Raw genomic sequence first — 16,193 nt, forward strand, 5'->3', positions numbered from 1 at the left:
TATTCAACATTAAGAAGGTATGGCTGCCTACTGCAACATCACAGCGGCCCAGAAATGCCCATCGCTTTCGCGATAATCTGCCGCTTTAGGGGCAATGCTTTATTCAGCCAGCTCATACCGCTATTGCGCAACAAGCGCAGCGGCATAACGGGGGTTTCAAACAGATGCTGAAAACCTTCCATCATCGCCATCATCGCTAAATTGCCACCTTTGCGACGGCGCTGGTAACGACTCAACATACCGGACTCGATCAAGGACAAGCCCCGATCATGGGCGCGACGACACTCTTCAGCCAGTACCATAGCGTCTTGAAAACCGAGATTAATACCCTGCCCAGCAAGAGGGTGAATGGTATGCGCCGCGTCACCGAGCAAAACAACGCCATCACTCACATAGTCGGCTGCGTGACGCTGGCGCAGCGGAAAGCTCAGCCGCCGACTACAAGCGATAATATTGCCAAGCCGATGCTCAAATTTTGCACCCAACTCCCGACAGAACGCCTCGTCATCCAGTGCCATCAATTGCTCGGCCTGCTCTGGCAAGGCTGACCACACAATGGAGCAGTAACGCTGCTCTCCAGCCGTATCAGGCAGTGGTAAAAACGCCAGCGGCCCTTCGGGCTGAAAACGCTGCCACGCGGTATTTTGGTGGGCTTCGGCGGTTTCGATGGTCGCCACTATCGCGTGGTGGTGGTAATCCCACTCGCGCGTCACAAAGCCCGCCCAATCGCGAATACGAGAGTTAGCGCCATCGGCGGCAACCACCACGGGGCTGCGCAACACTCGGCCATCGGCCAAGGTCAAGGCCACGCCGCCGCTCTGCTTTTCTAAGCTGGCAACGGGATTGGCAAAATAGCATTTCACCCCCGCCGAATCCCGCAGGCGATTCATTAACGCGGCATTGAGCAGGCGATTTTCAACAATATGCCCCAGCGCTGCACGCTTAACTTCGCTGGCTGCAAAATGAATACGGCCGGTGCCCTCGCCGTCCCACACTTCCATATCGGTATAAGCGCAGACTCGCCGATCACAAATATCTGACCACACCCCGAGCTGCTCGAGAAACTCCCGAGAGCCTTCAGTAAGCGCGCTAACTCGGCCATCGTAATCAAAAACACTTTCCTCCAGCGGCGGCCAGCCTTCGCGCACCGCCTGCCCCTCGATTAAAGCCACTTTCAAAGGCAAATCGGCCAGGGCTACCGCCAATGCGCCGCCGGCCAAGCCAGCGCCAACAATAATCAGATCAAATTCGGTGACGCTTGCCGGCATTACAAAGACTCCGCTGACGAACCCGGCATTATACCGGCGGCCCGAGCCACAAAACGCGATTTTGCCGCGGGCGTGACATCTAATAACAATAAACCCAAGTTACGCACCACACTCAGCACCGGCTGGCGATTGCTGAATATGCCAGTAAGCTGGTCCGAGAAGGCAGTGGTCAAACGTTGATCCACTTCTTGGCTCGCCAAATAACGCTGCAATAAATTCAAGTCGCCCAAGGCGCGCCTCTCGCTATGTGCTTTCGCCAGGAGGCGACTGAGGCTGTCGGCATCGCGCAACGCGAGATTAAAACCCTGCCCAGCGACGGGGTGCAGGGAATGGGCAGCATTGCCCATCACCACCACTTGGCGGCGCACCTGCTCCTCGGCCTGCATTAGCTGCAAGGGAAACGACGCCCGCTGCCCGACTTTTTGCAGTCGCCCCAGCCGGTAGCCAAAATTGCGCTGCAATTCAGCCAAAAACGCCTCATCAGACCACGCCATAACCTCATCTGCCATTGCTTCAGGGAAGGTCCACACCAAGGCCGAACGCGACTGGCCACTGCCGTCATCAACCAATGGCAGCAGCGCCAAGGGGCCACGCTCGGTAAAACGCTCGTAAGCATAGCCTTTATGAGGCTGCTCAGTGGCCACGTTGGCGATGACCGCGAGCTGATGATAATCCGCAACGGTGGCGGCAATGCCTAATTGATTGCGCAAACCCGACTCTGCACCATCGGCCACGGCAACAAGCTGAGTTGTGATGTCACGCTGATTTTCGCCTTCTTGCAAACTCAGGGTGGCGTAACCATCCCCGACATGAATAGCGCTAACCTTGGCGGGAGACAAAAATTCAATATTGCTATGCTGGCGCAAATGGTTGAGCAGTACATTGCCCAGCCACATATTCTCCACTACATAACCCAGCGCTTCCCAGCCCTGGCTCTCTGCGGTCATTAATACACTGCCAAAATGACCACGATCCGACACATGGACTTTGGCGATAGTACTCAGGTGTTCTTGCAGCAAAGGCCAAACACCCAATGTCTGATAAATCTGCTGACTACCGAAAGACAGCGCCGTAGAGCGTGCGTCGAAGCTAGGGCGATAGGCTGGCACACCCGATTCCGCCACGGGCGGCAGCGGGAAACCTTCAACCACCAGCACCCGCAAATCGCCCTTGCTATGCCCATAAAGGCTCAGGGCCAAGCTCGCGCCAACCATGCCCCCCCCGGCAATCACTACATCGTAATCAGTGCGCGGCAAGACGGGCCTCCGCCATTAACGCTTCAATCTCGTCAATTTCCTTGGGCACCGCCGCCGTTAAAATATCACAGCCGGTTTTGGTGACGACCACGTCATCTTCAATACGAATACCGATACCCCGCCACTTAGCGTCGACATTAAGGTTATCTGGTGCAACATAAATTCCCGGTTCGACCGTCATTGCCATGCCTTCTTCTAGCACCCGCCACTCGCCGCCGACTTTGTAGTCACCGACATCGTGTACGTTCATGCCCAACCAGTGGCCAGCGCGGTGCATATAAAAGGGCTTGTAAGCTTCACTGGCAATTAAGGCATCAACCTCGCCAGCCAATAAACCCAAATTGACCAAGCCTGTCGTAATTACCCGCACCGTCGCATCGTGGGCCTGATTCCAGTGATTACCGGCTTTAATCGTGGCTATCGCCGCTTTTTGCGAGTCCAAAACCACCTCGTAGAGGGCGCGCTGCTCGGGAGAGAAGTGACCATTGGCCGGGAAGGTGCGAGTAATATCGGCGGCGTAGTAATCCAGCTCACAACCCGCGTCTATCAACACTAGGTCACCATCGCGAATCTCACAGCTGTTTTCTACGTAATGCAAAATACAGCCGTTTTTACCGGCGCCAACAATGCTGCTGTAGGCAGGATAACGGGCGCCATTGCGGCCAAATTCGTGGAGTATTTCGGCTTCCAGCTGATATTCAAAAACACCGGGACGACACAAACGCATCGCGCGGCAATGAGCCGCAGCAGAAATTTCACCGGCGCGGCGCATCACTTTTTGCTCAGCAGCCGACTTATACAAGCGCAGATCATGCAGATGGTGATCTAAGTCCAAAAACTCACCCGGCGGTTGAGCGCCGGTGCGCACCTTGGAGCGAATCACATTCACCCACTGCATAACCTGCTGATCAAACTCAGTGTGCCGACCCATGGCGTAATACACCCGCTGCCGCCCTTCTAATAAGCCCGGCAAAATATCGTCGATATCGGCAATGGGAAACGCATCATCGGCGCCGTAGTTTGCGCAAGCACCGTCTGGCCCAGCGCGATAACCGGTCCACAACTCCATCGCCGGATCGCGATCTTGGCAAAACAACACCACTTCGCCGTTGGCGCGACCCGGCAGAAGCACCAACACGGCGTCTGGCTCGTCAAAGCCACTGAGATAATAAAAATCACTGTCTTGACGAAAGGGGTATTCAGTATCGCTATTGCGGCTCACCATCTTAGCCGCCGGAATAATGGCGATGCTGCCGGGCTCCATCAAGGCCATTAGGTTTTTACGACGACGGGCAAATTCCTGCTTGCTTATGCTCATGTTTATCTCATTGTTCGCAATATAGATCGCTAAAATCGCTCTAAGTGTACACTCGGCTTACGTGCAAAACTCAGCACCGAGCTTATCACAGGGCAAGCGTAACAATTAGCCGCTCACATCAGTGCAGTCGGCCGCTGGCATCCTCATCACCGTAGTTTGGCGACAGCGCATTAAATTCGGCAAATATCGTCATGGCAGCGATACGCACATATTCGCTGACGGCGAAATAATCCTGTTCGCCCTCTTCGTCGTCACCTTCATCAGCCGAAACCTGGGCAATCGCGGCGATATCACTAATCGCCTCGGTCAACTCTTCAGAGTAACTCTTGTCGCCATCGACTTTTTGCTTACCCGCCATGGCGAAGCCGGTTAAATAACCCTGACACCACTGGCCGAGACTGGCAATACGCTGATCCAGGTCAAATTCATCGTCAGGCAGCAGTAATTCTAAATCCATTTCACCAGACTCCAAGCCTAGCAGCGCCGTACAATACACGGTATACAGAGCATCACTTTGCTCTGGGTTTGGCGCCTCGCAGTCCAGCAGGTCTACACAGTGCTGCAACCAGCCATCCTGCTCTAAGCGACCACCTACCGAAATAAAGCCTGCAGCATAACCGTGCAGCTCAGCGGGTGGCTGTAATGCACCGAGACTGAGAAAAAGATTCGCGAGATCGTCGTGTTCTAAACTGGCGGCCATGATAAACGTCCATTAATACGGGTAAGCCCGCAATGGTAGCGCTGCACAGGACTAAAATCGAATATCTAATGGGATGAATAATAAAGATTTATGGCGAAGCAGGGGCAATTACGGCACAGCTTAATTGCATTGACCCACATACGAGCCACACTCTACTATAATCCGATCTTTTTCTGGGTACGGACGCGATCTAAATATGGATGAGCGACAGCTGCAACTTGTGGAACGAAAAGTGGATGAGCTTGTCCAGTTGTGTGAACAATTAGACAAGGAAAATCGTGCTCTAAAAGCCGACGCCAGACACTGGCGAACCGAGCGCGAACAACTGATCGAAAAAACCGATATTGCCCGCGCCAAGATTGAATCCATGATTCAGCGGCTACGCGCACTGGAGAAAGAATCGTGAGCACCCCAACCGTCGTCTTAAAAATTCTCGACAAAGAATACCAAGTTGCCTGCCCGCTAGAGGAACAGGGCGCACTCATGCAGGCAGGGCAGTATTTAGACAAGCAAATGCGCGGCATTCGCACCTCTGGCAAGGTTGTTGGCCTAGAGCGGATTGCGGTAATGGCGGCACTGAATATCAGCTACGAAATGCTGCAAAATAAAAAGCATGCAACGCCTAGCGAGGCCGAAACCGCAGCGGTGAAGCGCATTAACGACAAAGCGGAAGAGACCCTTCATCGCTGCCGGCAAATGGATATTAGTTAATCCCCTTACTTCCCCGGCCTATTATTGGGCCAACGCTGGCGGTATACTGGCCTCCACCCTGGGATATTTGCTAGGCCGTCTAGACCCCTGAGCCGATGCTTTTATACCCGGAGCGCTTTAGCCGAGATCTGTGTGCATGTCCGCTTGTCGGAAAGCCTAACGATCTCGCGGAGTGCTCCACCTTGAACCGCTGGGTTCAAGGGCCACGCGGCCAGCGGTATCTTGGGGCTTTTACGACACTCATCGCGCGCTCCCAATCTTAAACACTTATCAAGACTAGCCCTTCTGACGCTATAATGGCTTCATGAACTCAGCGCTTAAAAACCAGCTACGCCAAAGCCTCAGAGCACGCCGCCGGCAGATTTTACCCGATCAGCAACACCTGGCTGCCCAGCAATTAATGCAACGCGTCATCAAACTCAGCGTCTACCGCCGCGCCAGTCATATCGCCGCTTATATGGCCAGTGATGGCGAAATTTCCCCAGAATACCTATTGCGCCACGCGAGCCTGCAGAAAAAGCGCTGTTATTTGCCACGCATTCATTTGGGTGGCGCGGGCCAAAAACGTATGAGCTTCCAGCGTTTCCACCCCCGCCAAGCCCTACAGCTAAACCGCTACGGCATTGGCGAACCCGCAGGCCTGCGCTATTGCGCTATCGCGCCGGCGCAATTAGACATTGTTTTGCTTCCGCTGGCGGGTTTTGACAAAAACGGCGGGCGACTAGGTATGGGGGGTGGCTTTTACGACCGCTGTTTTGCCTTTAAAAAGCGTAGCGCGCAGCAAAAGCCATTATTAATTGGCATCGCCCATCACTGCCAAGAGGTCTCGGCGCTGCCAGTAGACGACTGGGATATCGGCTTAGACATGATTATTACCGACCGCGCGGTAATCATTCCTAAGCGCAGCCGGGGTAAAGCTTAGCAGCACGCCTCAGCTCAAAAACAACTTATACGCAGGGTTATCGCTTTCTTCGTTATAGGGGTACGCCAGCTGATCGAGGAAGGCCTCTATTTCCTTACGCTCCGCTTTTGTTGCCTGCAAACCGACCAGCACCCGGCCATAGGCTGCACCGTGGTTGCGATAGTGGAACAGCGAGATATTCCAGCGATTCCCCAGTTTGGTCAGAAAATTCATCAACGCGCCGGGCCGCTCCGGAAATTCAAAACGGTACAACAACTCATTTTCAATCGCAGCTGGGCGATGACCACCCACCATATGGCGAATATGAAGTTTGGCCATTTCGTTATCGGTGAAATCCGCCACCGGATAATCTAACTGCTGCAGCGCCGCCACGAGCTCATTGCGATCACCACCACCGGCAGCCACCGACACCCCAACAAAAATTTGGGCATCGCGATCATCGCTATAGCGGTAATTAAATTCAGTGATGTTGCGTCGCCCTAATGCCGCGCAGAATTTCTTAAAGCTGCCCGGACGTTCAGGAATCGTGACACTGAGTATTGCCTCGCGCTGCTCGCCGATCTCAGTGCGCTCAGCGATATAGCGCAGACGATCAAAATTGGTATTGGCGCCGCTGTCGATGGCCAGCAGCGTTTGACCGCGGCAGTCATTCTCTTCGACGTATTTTTTCAAACCCGCCAATGCCAATGCGCCCGCAGGCTCGGCTATAGACCGCGTGTCATCAAAAATATCTTTTATTGCCGCGCAAATCTCATCGGTTGTCGCGGTCATGCAACCGTCGATGGTTTTGCGCAAGACCCGAAATGTTTCCTTGCCGATTTGCGCCACCGCCACGCCGTCAGCAAATATACCGACCTCTGGCAATATCGCTCGCCGACCTTTTTCCATCGCCAATTTCAAACAGGCGGCATCTTCTGGCTCGACAGCAATGACCTTCACTTCTGGGCGTACATATTTAATATAGGCCGCCACACCAGCCGCCAAGCCACCGCCGCCAACGGGTACAAACACCGCATCTAAGGGACCCGTTACCTGACGCAAAATCTCCATACCCACGGTGCCCTGGCCAGCAATGACCTCTGGGTCATCATAAGGGTGGACGTAAACCATACCTTTTTCTTCAACCAGCTTTTTAGCGAATACCGAGGCCTCATCATAGGTGTCGCCAACTAAAACCACTTTGCCGCCGCGAGAGCGCACCGCATCCACTTTTATTTGCGGCGTGGTTTTGGGCATAACGATAGTGGCCTTCACTCCGAGTTTTAATGCCGCCAAGGCCAAACCCTGTGCGTGATTACCCGCCGAGGCGGCCACGACACCCTTGCGCCGATCTTCCTCGCTGAGGCTGATCATTTTGTTATAGGCGCCGCGCAACTTAAAAGAGAATACCGGCTGTAAATCTTCGCGCTTAAGCAATACGTTATTGGCCAAGCGCTTGCTCAGCAGCGGCATTTCATCCACGGGCGATTCAATGGCCACGTCGTAGACACGGGCTTTGAGGATTTTCTTTATATAGCTTTGGGGCATCGCTTTACGCAGTCTCCATTAACACGCCAGCCGTGGCTGCAACGCTAAAATTCCAGCGGGCAAGTCTACCGCGTCTCAGTGCAAAGCGCAGCATTAGCCGCGATTCACCCAGCCCGCGCAATCCCACCTTATGACAGCACTCGCGATCACCAAACTGAAATCCGCCTCGCAATTGGCCGCTGCAAATTTTATAATCGTGACCCAAACACCTCTCGCACAACGCCACGGCAAGGCCCAACCATGACACAAGATGAGCTAAAACTCGCGGTAGCTCAAGCCGCGATCAACCACATCAAGCCCGCTATTCTAGATGGCGAAATCATCGGTGTTGGCACCGGCTCTACCGCCAATTTCTTTATTGACCTGCTTGCTGATTTCAAAAATGAGCTCAAAGGCACCGTCGCCAGCTCCGAAGCCTCAGCTCAGCGCCTGCGTAAGCACGGCATCGAAGTGCTGGAATTAAACAGCTGCGGCACTATCGCGGTGTACGTCGACGGCGCCGATGAAGCGAATGAACGCCTAGAGCTCATTAAGGGCGGCGGCGCCGCGCTGACCCGCGAAAAAATCGTTGCCGCCGCGAGCAAGCAATTCATTTGCATTGCCGATGGCAGCAAACTGGTCGACCGCCTCGGCGCTTTCCCGCTGCCAGTAGAAGTCATCCCTATGGCGCGCAGCTATGTAGCGCGGGAGCTGGTTAAACTCGGCGGCAATCCGGTCTACCGCGAAGGCGTCGTCACCGACAACGGCAATATCATTTTAGATGTTTACGACTTTATGATTGCCACCCCGCAAAAAACCGAAGAGCAGATTAATAATATAACCGGCGTAGTCACCAACGGTTTGTTTGCCTGTCGGCCTGCGGATGTGCTGCTGCTGGGAACGGCAGAAGGCGTGAAAACGCTGAAGGCCTGAAAAGTCGGACGTCGGGTGTCTGACGACAGACGGAAAAACTTAGCCTGGCGCCAGAAGCCGGACGTCCGACGCTAAATTCAAAAACTGCACACCGCCGCCTTCACGTCAGACGCCAGACTTCCGACGTCCGTCAAAGAACTACCGTTTCCACCTTCAGCAAACCTTCCAACTCACACAACAAATGATCACCACTGCACAGTGGACCGACCCCTGCGGGGGTGCCGGTCAGCACCACATCGCCGGGCATCAAGCTAAAGTTGTGGCTAATTTCGCTGAGCAGGGTTTCGACCGAAAACAGCATATCGGCGCAGCTGCCCTGCTGCTGCACGCCGCCATTGCGCGTTAAGCGCAACTTTAACGAAGCAAAATCCAAGTCTTGCTCAAAGGCAATGAACGCCGACAGCGGGCTGGCGCCATCAAAGGCCTTGGCGCGCTCCCAGGGTTGGCCTTTCTTTTTTAACTCACTCTGCAAATCACGCAGGGTTAGATCCAAGGCCAAGCCAATACCGGCGACGGCAGCTCGGCACTGACCTGGCGCGGCGCGACTCAGGGGCTGCCCAATCAACAAGGCTAATTCCAGCTCGTGGTGACAGCTGCCATCGCCAGTGGGCAATTCCAAAGGCTCCGCCATCGCCACCATGGCGGTGGCGGGCTTCATGAACAACAGCGGAGTGTCGGGGATCTCGTTGCCCAACTCTTTGGCGTGCTCGGCATAGTTGCGACCAACACAGACCTGCTTGCCCGGCACAGCGGCAAACTCACTGCCGTCGGTAAAGTGGTGACGATACAAATTCATTGGGGCCGCTCCGCCTTAGTCGAATATTTTGCCGGGGTTCATCAAGCCTTTGGGATCGAATATCTGCTTCACTTGGCGCATTAAGGCGATTTCCGTCTCGGAGCGCGAATAAGTCAAATAGTCTTTTTTCAGCAGGCCCACTCCGTGCTCTGCCGACACGCTGCCGCCAAATTTCTCAACAATTTCAAACACCCCAACACTGACCTTGGCGCACTGAGCAAAGAAGGTTTCTTTATCCAAATCATCAGGCTTAAGAATATTCAGGTGCAAATTACCGTCGCCGATATGGCCAAACCAAATAATTTCAAAATCGGGGTACTGTGCCGTTACTAGCTTCTCGACGGCCTCAAGGAAATCCGGCACCTTTGAAATCACGGTGGAGATATCGTTTTTATAGGGCGTCCACTTAGAAATGGTCTCGGAAATATCCTCGCGCAGGCGCCACAAATTCTTAAGCTGCTCTATGCTTTGGCTCATCACGCCGTCGCTAACCCAACCCTCTTCCACGCAGGCTTCAAACAAGGCCATAGCCTGTGCCTCAACTTCATCGTTAAGGCATTCGAATTCCAGCAGAGCGTAATACGGGCAGACCGACTCAAAGGGCCGCGGCACTTTGCTGTGGGCGACCACTTTTTGCAGTGCCTGCTCGGAGAAGAACTCAAAGGCGGTCAGGTCCATTTCGGCCTGAAAGCGATTAAACAAATTCATAATGCCGTTAAAATCATCGACCCCCAGCACAAAGGCAGTGAGATTTTTGGGCTGCCGAGTCAGCTGCATGGTAGCTTCAACTATCAGCCCCAAGGTGCCCTCTGCGCCAATAAAGAGTTGACGCAGGTCGTAGCCAGCATTGTTTTTCAACAGCCCGCGATTCAATTCCAACAAATCGCCATTGCCGGTAACCACTTTCAAACCCGCCACCCAGTCGCGGGTCATGCCGTAGCGAATAACCTTAATGCCGCCGGCATTGGTGGCAATATTGCCGCCAATCTGAGAAGAGCCCGCCGAAGCGAAGTCTACGGGGTAAAACAGGCCGCGATCTTCAGCAAAATCCTGCAATTGCTCAGTAATTACCCCCGCTTGGCAAACCACCGTGCGGTCGATGGGGTCGAAGTCGCTGATGTGACTCATATAATCGAAAGACACCACGACTTCACCATTGGCCGCAACCGCGCCGCCACTCAGACCGGTGCGGCCGCCCGAGGGCACAATCGCAAATGCCAGTTTATTGGCCAGTTTAACAATGGCTTGCACCTCGGCCACCGTGCGGGGGAAAACCACCGCCAAGGGCGCTGGAGTGTGGACTTTGGTCCAGTCGCGACCGTGGCTGAGGAGGATTTCAGCATCGCTGCGGACCTTGTCCTCGCCGACAATGGCTTGTAAGTCTTTAATTACGCTAGCAGAGGACGGTATTTGGCTCGCCGACATGGTAAAAATGCCTCTCAGAATCGCACTTGGGAAAGTGTAATATGATAACATACTGCGCTTTCACTTTACCTCAGAGTGGGGCGAGCAAATTCATGGCAAAAACATCCCTCGACAAAGCCAAAATCAAATTCCTGCTGTTGGAAGGACTTCACCAGTCCGCTGTCGATGCCCTACACGCGGCCGGCTATACCAATATCGACTACTACCAAAAGGCCCTGCCTGACGAAGAGCTAAAGCAAAAAATTGCTGACGCCCATTTTGTTGGCATTCGCTCACGCACCCAGCTCACCGCTGAAGTGCTAGATGAAGCCAAAAAGCTGATTGCGGTAGGTTGTTTTTGCATAGGCACCAACCAAGTTGACCTGCAAGCCGCCACCGAGCGTGGTATTGCGGTATTTAACGCGCCCTTCTCTAACACTCGCTCAGTTGCCGAGCTCGTGATTGCCGAAGCGATTCTGCTAATGCGTGGTCTAGCCGAGAAAAACGCCGCTGCCCACCGTGGCGAGTGGATGAAGACCGCCGTAGGCTCCTACGAAATTCGCGGCAAGCGCCTTGGTATTATCGGTTACGGCTCAATTGGTATGCAGTTATCTGTTATCGCCGAAAGCTTGGGCATGGAAGTGTGCTTTACCGACGTGGTAAATAAGTTGCCGCTGGGCAATGCCAACCAAGTTAGCATGGGCGAACTATTAGCGACCTCTGACATTGTCACCCTGCACGTGCCTGAAACCGTATCTACCCAGATGATGATGGGCGCAGATCAATTTGCCCAAATGAAAACTGGCGCGATTTTAATTAACGCCGCGCGCGGTACCGTGGTCGACATCGACGCCCTTGTTAACGCCCTGCGCGACAACAAGCTCGCTGGCGCCGCCATTGACGTATTCCCAGAAGAGCCGCGTAGCAACAATGACGAATTCATCTCCCCACTGCGCGAATTCGACAATGTGTTTTTAACACCCCATGTTGGCGGTTCTACTGTTGAAGCACAGCTAAATATCGGCATGGAAGTCGCCGACAAACTGGTAAAATACTCAGACAACGGCACCAGCACCTCTTCAGTTAATTTCCCTGAAGTAGCGCTACCGGCTCACCCCGGCAAGCACCGTATTCTGCATATCCACCACAATGTGCCCGGCATACTCAGCGCGATTAACCAAATTTTCTCTGAAAACAACATCAATATCGCCAGCCAGTATCTGCAAACCAGCGAGAAGGTTGGCTATGTGGTTATCGATATCGATGAAGCCTCTAGCGAATTTGCGGTAGAAAAGCTGCTCGATGTGAAAGGTACGATACGCTGCCGCGTATTGTTCTAAGCAAAGGTAACGTCATTTATGTCTGATATTTTAAACGCCGAACTCGCCGCGCTGCTCGATAAACGCGCACTGGTCGGTATAAGCTATTACGACATCAATGGCGACACCCTGCAGCAGCGCATGCTCGCTGGCACTGTGGTGCGGGTAACCGCCAAAGACGGCATTACCCTGCGCCAGAGTAATAAAGACGAATTCACTATCCCCTCCTCAACCTCGCCGTGGTTTATTGCCCCTACGGGCAATTACAAAACCGGCGACGGCGAAGCGATTAGCGACCCAGACTACTTAGTCACCTGGGACGTACATCGCTGCCAAGATATGGACAAGCCAGAAGGTGAGCACCAGTGGTGGGAGTGGGTGGCAAATACCACGCCGCCGTCGGTAGGTTGAGTAAACGTCGGATGACTGGCGTCTGAAGTCGGACGAAAAGTTCAAAAGCAGCCTACAGCTACTTTAATTCACGCGCAATTATCTAACGAACACACTACTGCGTCAGACGTCAGACGTCAGACCCCCGACGGCCGACTCATTCAAAGATAATCATCACAGGCCTGCCACAACTGCTCCCGATACGCTTCACTCTCTTTCGCCAAATGATGGCGCGCACCCGCTACGAAAACGACTTTTGCATTTGGAAACTTCTGTTTAATACGCGGCAGGTTATAACGCCACTCTACCGTTTCATCGGCATCACCCTGCAGTATTAAAATAGAACTCTTCACCGGCCCCTGCTTGAGAAACCACGGCTGCCATTTTTTCAGCGCGCCAACCCAGCTTACGGGTAAGGTCCTGGCCTGAAGTGGGTCGCGCTCGCGGAGAAACTCCAAAAACGCTTGGTCGTCTGAATTATCAGCGAATTTGCGCGGCAGGCTATGAATGAAATATTTTAAAATGCTGTGCGCAGGCTTACCCCACCACCACTCGCAGGGCTTTAACAGCGGCGCCATTAACACCACTCGCTCAAAATCACCTTCGCCGCCACTGAGTAAATGCGACATGAGCACGGCGCAGCCAGTACTCTGCGCCAAGCCAATACGTCGCGCTGGCAGGCCAAAATCGGCGACCACCGTAAAAGCATCGCTCAGCACTTGGCGGTAACGCATAAAGTCGTCAATCGCGGCCGGCTCGCCACTGGACAGGCCATGGCCCGGCATGTCGTAGGCCACCACCGAGTAACCATGCTTTAAAAAATAATTGATTACGTTGTCGAATAAACCAACATGGTCGTAGTAGCCATGGTAGACAAAGGCTGTGCTATGGGCGCCGGGCAGCATAAAAACCTGCATAGCAATACGCTCACCGGCGCTGTCAAAACCACCGATCAAATGCCTCAGACCACTATATTCTCGTCTAAAATCAATACCGTAATAGGCACTGTAATTCTCCGCCCAAGACAGCTTGGCAATGTCAGCGTCAATCGTCATATCGGGCAAAGCGGGAATGGCTTGGCGTTCTAGCTTGGGCGACCACAGCATTATTACAACACTCTTCTTATTTGAATTTTTCGGCAGAAGCGCATAGCGCCTGATGGGCCAATTGACGGCCATCCTCACCAGGAACACAGATAACCGCGTCATTATCGCTATAGAGCTCGCCCAAACTGAACGCCACAAGCGCTTCTGCAGTCCACCACATTTCTGCGGGCACTCCGCTATTATCCATGCCTTTCAGGGGGGCCCGATGATGAAAGTCGCTATGAGTATAACTTGGGCAAAGACACTGCACTTTAATCCCATCGCGACGCACTTCTAATTGCAGAGCCTCGGAGTAAGCATTAAGAAATGCCTTGCTGGCGCCGTATACCGCAGCGTTCTTTAACGGAAAAAAGCTACCCAGTGACGACACATTAATGATCCGACCGCCGCCGTTCTCCTTCATATAAGGCAAGGCTGCACGACACAATGCCAAGGTCGCGTTGCAGTGCAAATTCACCATGGCCTGCTGCTCATCCAAATCTGACTCAGCAAATCGGCCATTAGTGCCAAAGCCGGCATTATTAATCAGCAAACTGATGGGGCCTTTCTGGCGAATTGCTTCCATCACCCTCGCCACCCCAATACTGCTGCTTAAATCTAGGGCGAGACTATAAATCGTTAACCCATTTTGCGTAAGATCCTCGGTCAGCGCAGCCAATTTGGCCTCATCGCGCCCCACCAGCACCATTGCCTTACAACGCGGCGCCAAGTGCTCAGCATAGGCCTTGCCAATACCCGCCGAGGCGCCGGTAATTAAGGCAATCTCTGTTCTCTGTTCAGTCGTCATCGCTACAGCCATTATGTTTATTTATTCACCACCGCAACAGCTGGGCCAACAATCTAAGCTCGGCACTGTTACAAACTTGTGTAAAGGCCGTCATTTTGCCCCTTATTGCGCCACGCGGATACCACCAGGCTATTACTAATTCGTAAGACGCAAGATCACCACGTAGCGGGGTAAAATATCAGCTACTATATTGGCCGCACCCTATAAGCTAGGCCGTGCGCAGCAATACCTAAATCTAAAGAGAGCCCACATGAGAAAATTTCTGATCTTTTTTGCCGCAGGCTGCCTAGGCGCTCTTGTTAATAGCCTGGCCATTTGGCTGCTTGGCGACCAAGGCATAACCACTCGCCTAGGTATTGCCATTGCGCCCAATCTAACGCCAAGCTGGCTTTATCCACGCATTGTCTGGGGAGGTATTTGGGGTTTATTGTTTGTTCTACCAATGCTGACATCACGCCCACTTAGCAAGGGCTTAGTGCTGAGTCTATTCCCAACAGCTGTTCAACTATTCCTCATTTTCCCGCAAGCTCAGAAAGGCTTAGGCGGCCTAGAGCTAGGCCTATATACCCCGATTCTTGTGTTAGCCATCAATGGGGTCTGGGGCGCAACAACGGCACTCACGATTCGCTACGCCCGCTAACAGTTGCAGAGAAATCAGCCAGCACCGTCGCGACGGTGCTGCGCCGCGACTTTATTTAGCGGCCTTTTTGGTCGCACCACTGATTGCATCTGGCTCGGAGCCATCCAACCCCTTAACGATGGCCTCGGCGCGCAGTACACATAATTTCGTAATCGACAGTAGCAACTCAATTTCATCGAGCATCGCCGCCTGATAACTCGCTATTATCGAGTGCCCCTGCACTGTTGCTGCCGCACCGCCGCCCGCGGCCTCAATACGAGCATCACCGGCGATTAGCACGCCAAATTGCTTTGTTTTCCAATCGTCGAACATCGCGTTCCACGCCCGAATTTCAGTTTTTAACTCATAGTCTCGGCGGCTAATAAGCCGCTTATTCGCTTCAATGACCGCCACATCCGTACAGGGCATGTCGCAGGGCGCCATGCTCTTGCTGATCTCCATTTGATTTCGCCCAAACGCCGCCTGTAGCCAACGCTTGCGCTTGCCAAGCACAGCCTTAGGCGCTGCATCACCCTGGGCGTGCGCCAAGTAATCAGCAAAACTGCGAGCCGCCGCCTGCACCTCAACACTATTTGGGACACTAGTCGCTACTGTTATCGGTATGCTCGGCATTGTGCCGCCATTCAGTGTCGCAATTTTTGCGCGTTCAGCCGCCAAGGCCGCCGCTACCGCGACAAACTTGCCGTGCACTATTTCCCCATCGCTGACCCACGTAAGCGCCTCGGGGACATCCGCTGGCGGCCTTGGTACTGCACTGTACAGTTCAGAAAGTGGCGTGGCGGCATGCACTGCCATCGCAGTAAAGCAAAGCACTATCGCTAGGGTTCGACGTAGGTTTGACGAAGATATCAACATCATTATTTACTTTTCCAAAATCAACAGGGATGGCTTAACACCATACAAGCAAAAATGGAGCCTAGATTTACCCCAGACCTAAATTCACGCGAGCGCCGCGCCTACCAAGCCTTTGCAGTCGCCTAACCTGCTTTACTAATCACAACACCATTGCCACGCACCAAAATACGCCACAGAGCCAAGGGCACCCCCTCAAGATAAGCGCCAAAATGGACAGCCCCCTGCGCATTTTCTGGCATCGCCGGAACTTTACTTCTATAAGTAAACTCGACCGCTGTGGAA

The 16,193-nt window shown here is 53.5% G+C and carries 17 protein-coding genes and 1 other RNA gene; 8 read left to right on the forward strand and 10 right to left on the reverse strand.

Going from position 1 to position 16,193, the window contains the following annotated elements:
- Positions 1–38: 38 nt before the first annotated feature.
- The 4 genes from HNQ57_RS03540 to HNQ57_RS03555 form a co-directional block, all read right to left on the reverse strand.
- On the reverse strand, positions 39–1,268 hold the full coding sequence (locus HNQ57_RS03540) for a UbiH/UbiF/VisC/COQ6 family ubiquinone biosynthesis hydroxylase (protein WP_184461246.1): 1,230 nt from the start codon (positions 1,266–1,268) through the stop codon (positions 39–41).
- Positions 1,268–2,524: a 2-octaprenyl-6-methoxyphenyl hydroxylase gene (gene ubiH / locus HNQ57_RS03545; protein WP_184461247.1), complete on the reverse strand. Its 1,257-nt coding sequence runs from the start codon at positions 2,522–2,524 to the stop codon at positions 1,268–1,270. Before ubiH ends, HNQ57_RS03540 begins: the two co-directional genes overlap by 1 nt.
- On the reverse strand, positions 2,511–3,842 hold the full coding sequence (pepP, locus tag HNQ57_RS03550) for a Xaa-Pro aminopeptidase (RefSeq protein ID WP_184461248.1): 1,332 nt from the start codon (positions 3,840–3,842) through the stop codon (positions 2,511–2,513). The genes ubiH and pepP overlap by 14 nt, the downstream gene beginning before the upstream one ends.
- Before the next feature lie 118 nt (positions 3,843–3,960).
- Complete coding sequence (locus HNQ57_RS03555; protein ID WP_184461249.1) at positions 3,961–4,542, reverse strand: UPF0149 family protein; 582 nt, start codon at positions 4,540–4,542, stop codon at positions 3,961–3,963.
- A 232-nt stretch (positions 4,543–4,774) separates the two neighbouring features.
- Between HNQ57_RS03555 and HNQ57_RS03560 the strand changes: the two genes are divergently transcribed.
- From HNQ57_RS03560 to HNQ57_RS03575, 4 genes are all read left to right on the forward strand, one after another.
- Entirely contained in the window at positions 4,775–4,948 is a 174-nt protein-coding gene (locus HNQ57_RS03560; protein ID WP_231856169.1) for a TIGR02449 family protein, read from the forward strand.
- Positions 4,945–5,253, forward strand: coding sequence for a cell division protein ZapA (locus HNQ57_RS03565; protein WP_184461250.1), 309 nt, complete (start codon positions 4,945–4,947; stop codon positions 5,251–5,253). The genes HNQ57_RS03560 and HNQ57_RS03565 overlap by 4 nt, the downstream gene beginning before the upstream one ends.
- 52 nt (positions 5,254–5,305) lie before the next feature.
- A non-coding RNA gene (gene ssrS, locus HNQ57_RS03570) (6S RNA) lies at positions 5,306–5,486 on the forward strand.
- A 71-nt stretch (positions 5,487–5,557) separates the two neighbouring features.
- The gene (locus tag HNQ57_RS03575) at positions 5,558–6,175 is read left to right on the forward strand and encodes a 5-formyltetrahydrofolate cyclo-ligase (RefSeq protein WP_184461251.1); all 618 of its coding nucleotides are present in this window, start codon (positions 5,558–5,560) and stop codon (positions 6,173–6,175) included.
- 9 nt (positions 6,176–6,184) lie between these two features.
- Here HNQ57_RS03575 and ilvA read toward each other — a convergent pair whose 3' ends face one another.
- A complete protein-coding gene (gene ilvA, locus HNQ57_RS03580) occupies positions 6,185–7,702 on the reverse strand; it encodes a threonine ammonia-lyase, biosynthetic (RefSeq protein ID WP_184461252.1) in 1,518 nt (505 codons plus the stop codon).
- A gap of 240 nt (positions 7,703–7,942) precedes the next feature.
- Here ilvA and rpiA point away from each other — a divergent pair, with 240 nt between their 5' ends.
- A complete protein-coding gene (rpiA, locus tag HNQ57_RS03585) occupies positions 7,943–8,614 on the forward strand; it encodes a ribose-5-phosphate isomerase RpiA (RefSeq protein ID WP_184461253.1) in 672 nt (223 codons plus the stop codon).
- 130 nt (positions 8,615–8,744) lie between these two features.
- Here rpiA and HNQ57_RS03590 read toward each other — a convergent pair whose 3' ends face one another.
- Positions 8,745–9,410 (reverse strand): fumarylacetoacetate hydrolase family protein, encoded by a 666-nt coding sequence (locus HNQ57_RS03590; protein WP_184461254.1) that lies wholly within the window; start codon positions 9,408–9,410, stop codon positions 8,745–8,747.
- Between the two features lie 15 nt (positions 9,411–9,425).
- Positions 9,426–10,835 (reverse strand): FAD-binding oxidoreductase, encoded by a 1,410-nt coding sequence (locus HNQ57_RS03595; RefSeq protein ID WP_184461255.1) that lies wholly within the window; start codon positions 10,833–10,835, stop codon positions 9,426–9,428.
- A gap of 92 nt (positions 10,836–10,927) precedes the next feature.
- Between HNQ57_RS03595 and serA the strand changes: the two genes are divergently transcribed.
- Both serA and HNQ57_RS03605 read left to right on the forward strand, forming a co-directional pair.
- Positions 10,928–12,154, forward strand: a complete 1,227-nt coding sequence (serA, locus tag HNQ57_RS03600) for a phosphoglycerate dehydrogenase (protein ID WP_184461256.1) — start codon at positions 10,928–10,930, stop codon at positions 12,152–12,154.
- An 18-nt stretch (positions 12,155–12,172) separates the two neighbouring features.
- Complete coding sequence (locus HNQ57_RS03605; RefSeq protein WP_184461257.1) at positions 12,173–12,544, forward strand: hypothetical protein; 372 nt, start codon at positions 12,173–12,175, stop codon at positions 12,542–12,544.
- 140 nt (positions 12,545–12,684) lie between these two features.
- On the opposite strand, the gene HNQ57_RS03610 is transcribed toward HNQ57_RS03605, so the two are convergent.
- Positions 12,685–13,629, reverse strand: a complete 945-nt coding sequence (locus HNQ57_RS03610; RefSeq protein ID WP_184461258.1) for an alpha/beta hydrolase — start codon at positions 13,627–13,629, stop codon at positions 12,685–12,687.
- A 16-nt stretch (positions 13,630–13,645) separates the two neighbouring features.
- A complete protein-coding gene (locus HNQ57_RS03615) occupies positions 13,646–14,416 on the reverse strand; it encodes an SDR family NAD(P)-dependent oxidoreductase (RefSeq protein WP_184461259.1) in 771 nt (256 codons plus the stop codon).
- A gap of 250 nt (positions 14,417–14,666) precedes the next feature.
- Between HNQ57_RS03615 and HNQ57_RS03620 the strand changes: the two genes are divergently transcribed.
- Positions 14,667–15,056, forward strand: a complete 390-nt coding sequence (locus HNQ57_RS03620) for a hypothetical protein (protein WP_184461260.1) — start codon at positions 14,667–14,669, stop codon at positions 15,054–15,056.
- A gap of 51 nt (positions 15,057–15,107) precedes the next feature.
- Here the strand turns inward: HNQ57_RS03620 and HNQ57_RS03625 are convergent, their stop codons facing one another.
- Positions 15,108–15,914 carry a hypothetical protein gene (locus tag HNQ57_RS03625; RefSeq protein WP_184461261.1) on the reverse strand — a complete coding sequence of 269 codons (807 nt, stop codon included), beginning with the start codon at positions 15,912–15,914 and terminating at the stop codon, positions 15,108–15,110.
- Positions 15,915–16,193 lie beyond the last annotated feature (279 nt).

Origin of the sequence: Zhongshania antarctica, assembly GCF_014202945.1 — a bacterium.
Lineage (GTDB): Bacteria > Pseudomonadota > Gammaproteobacteria > Pseudomonadales > Spongiibacteraceae > Spongiibacter > Spongiibacter antarcticus.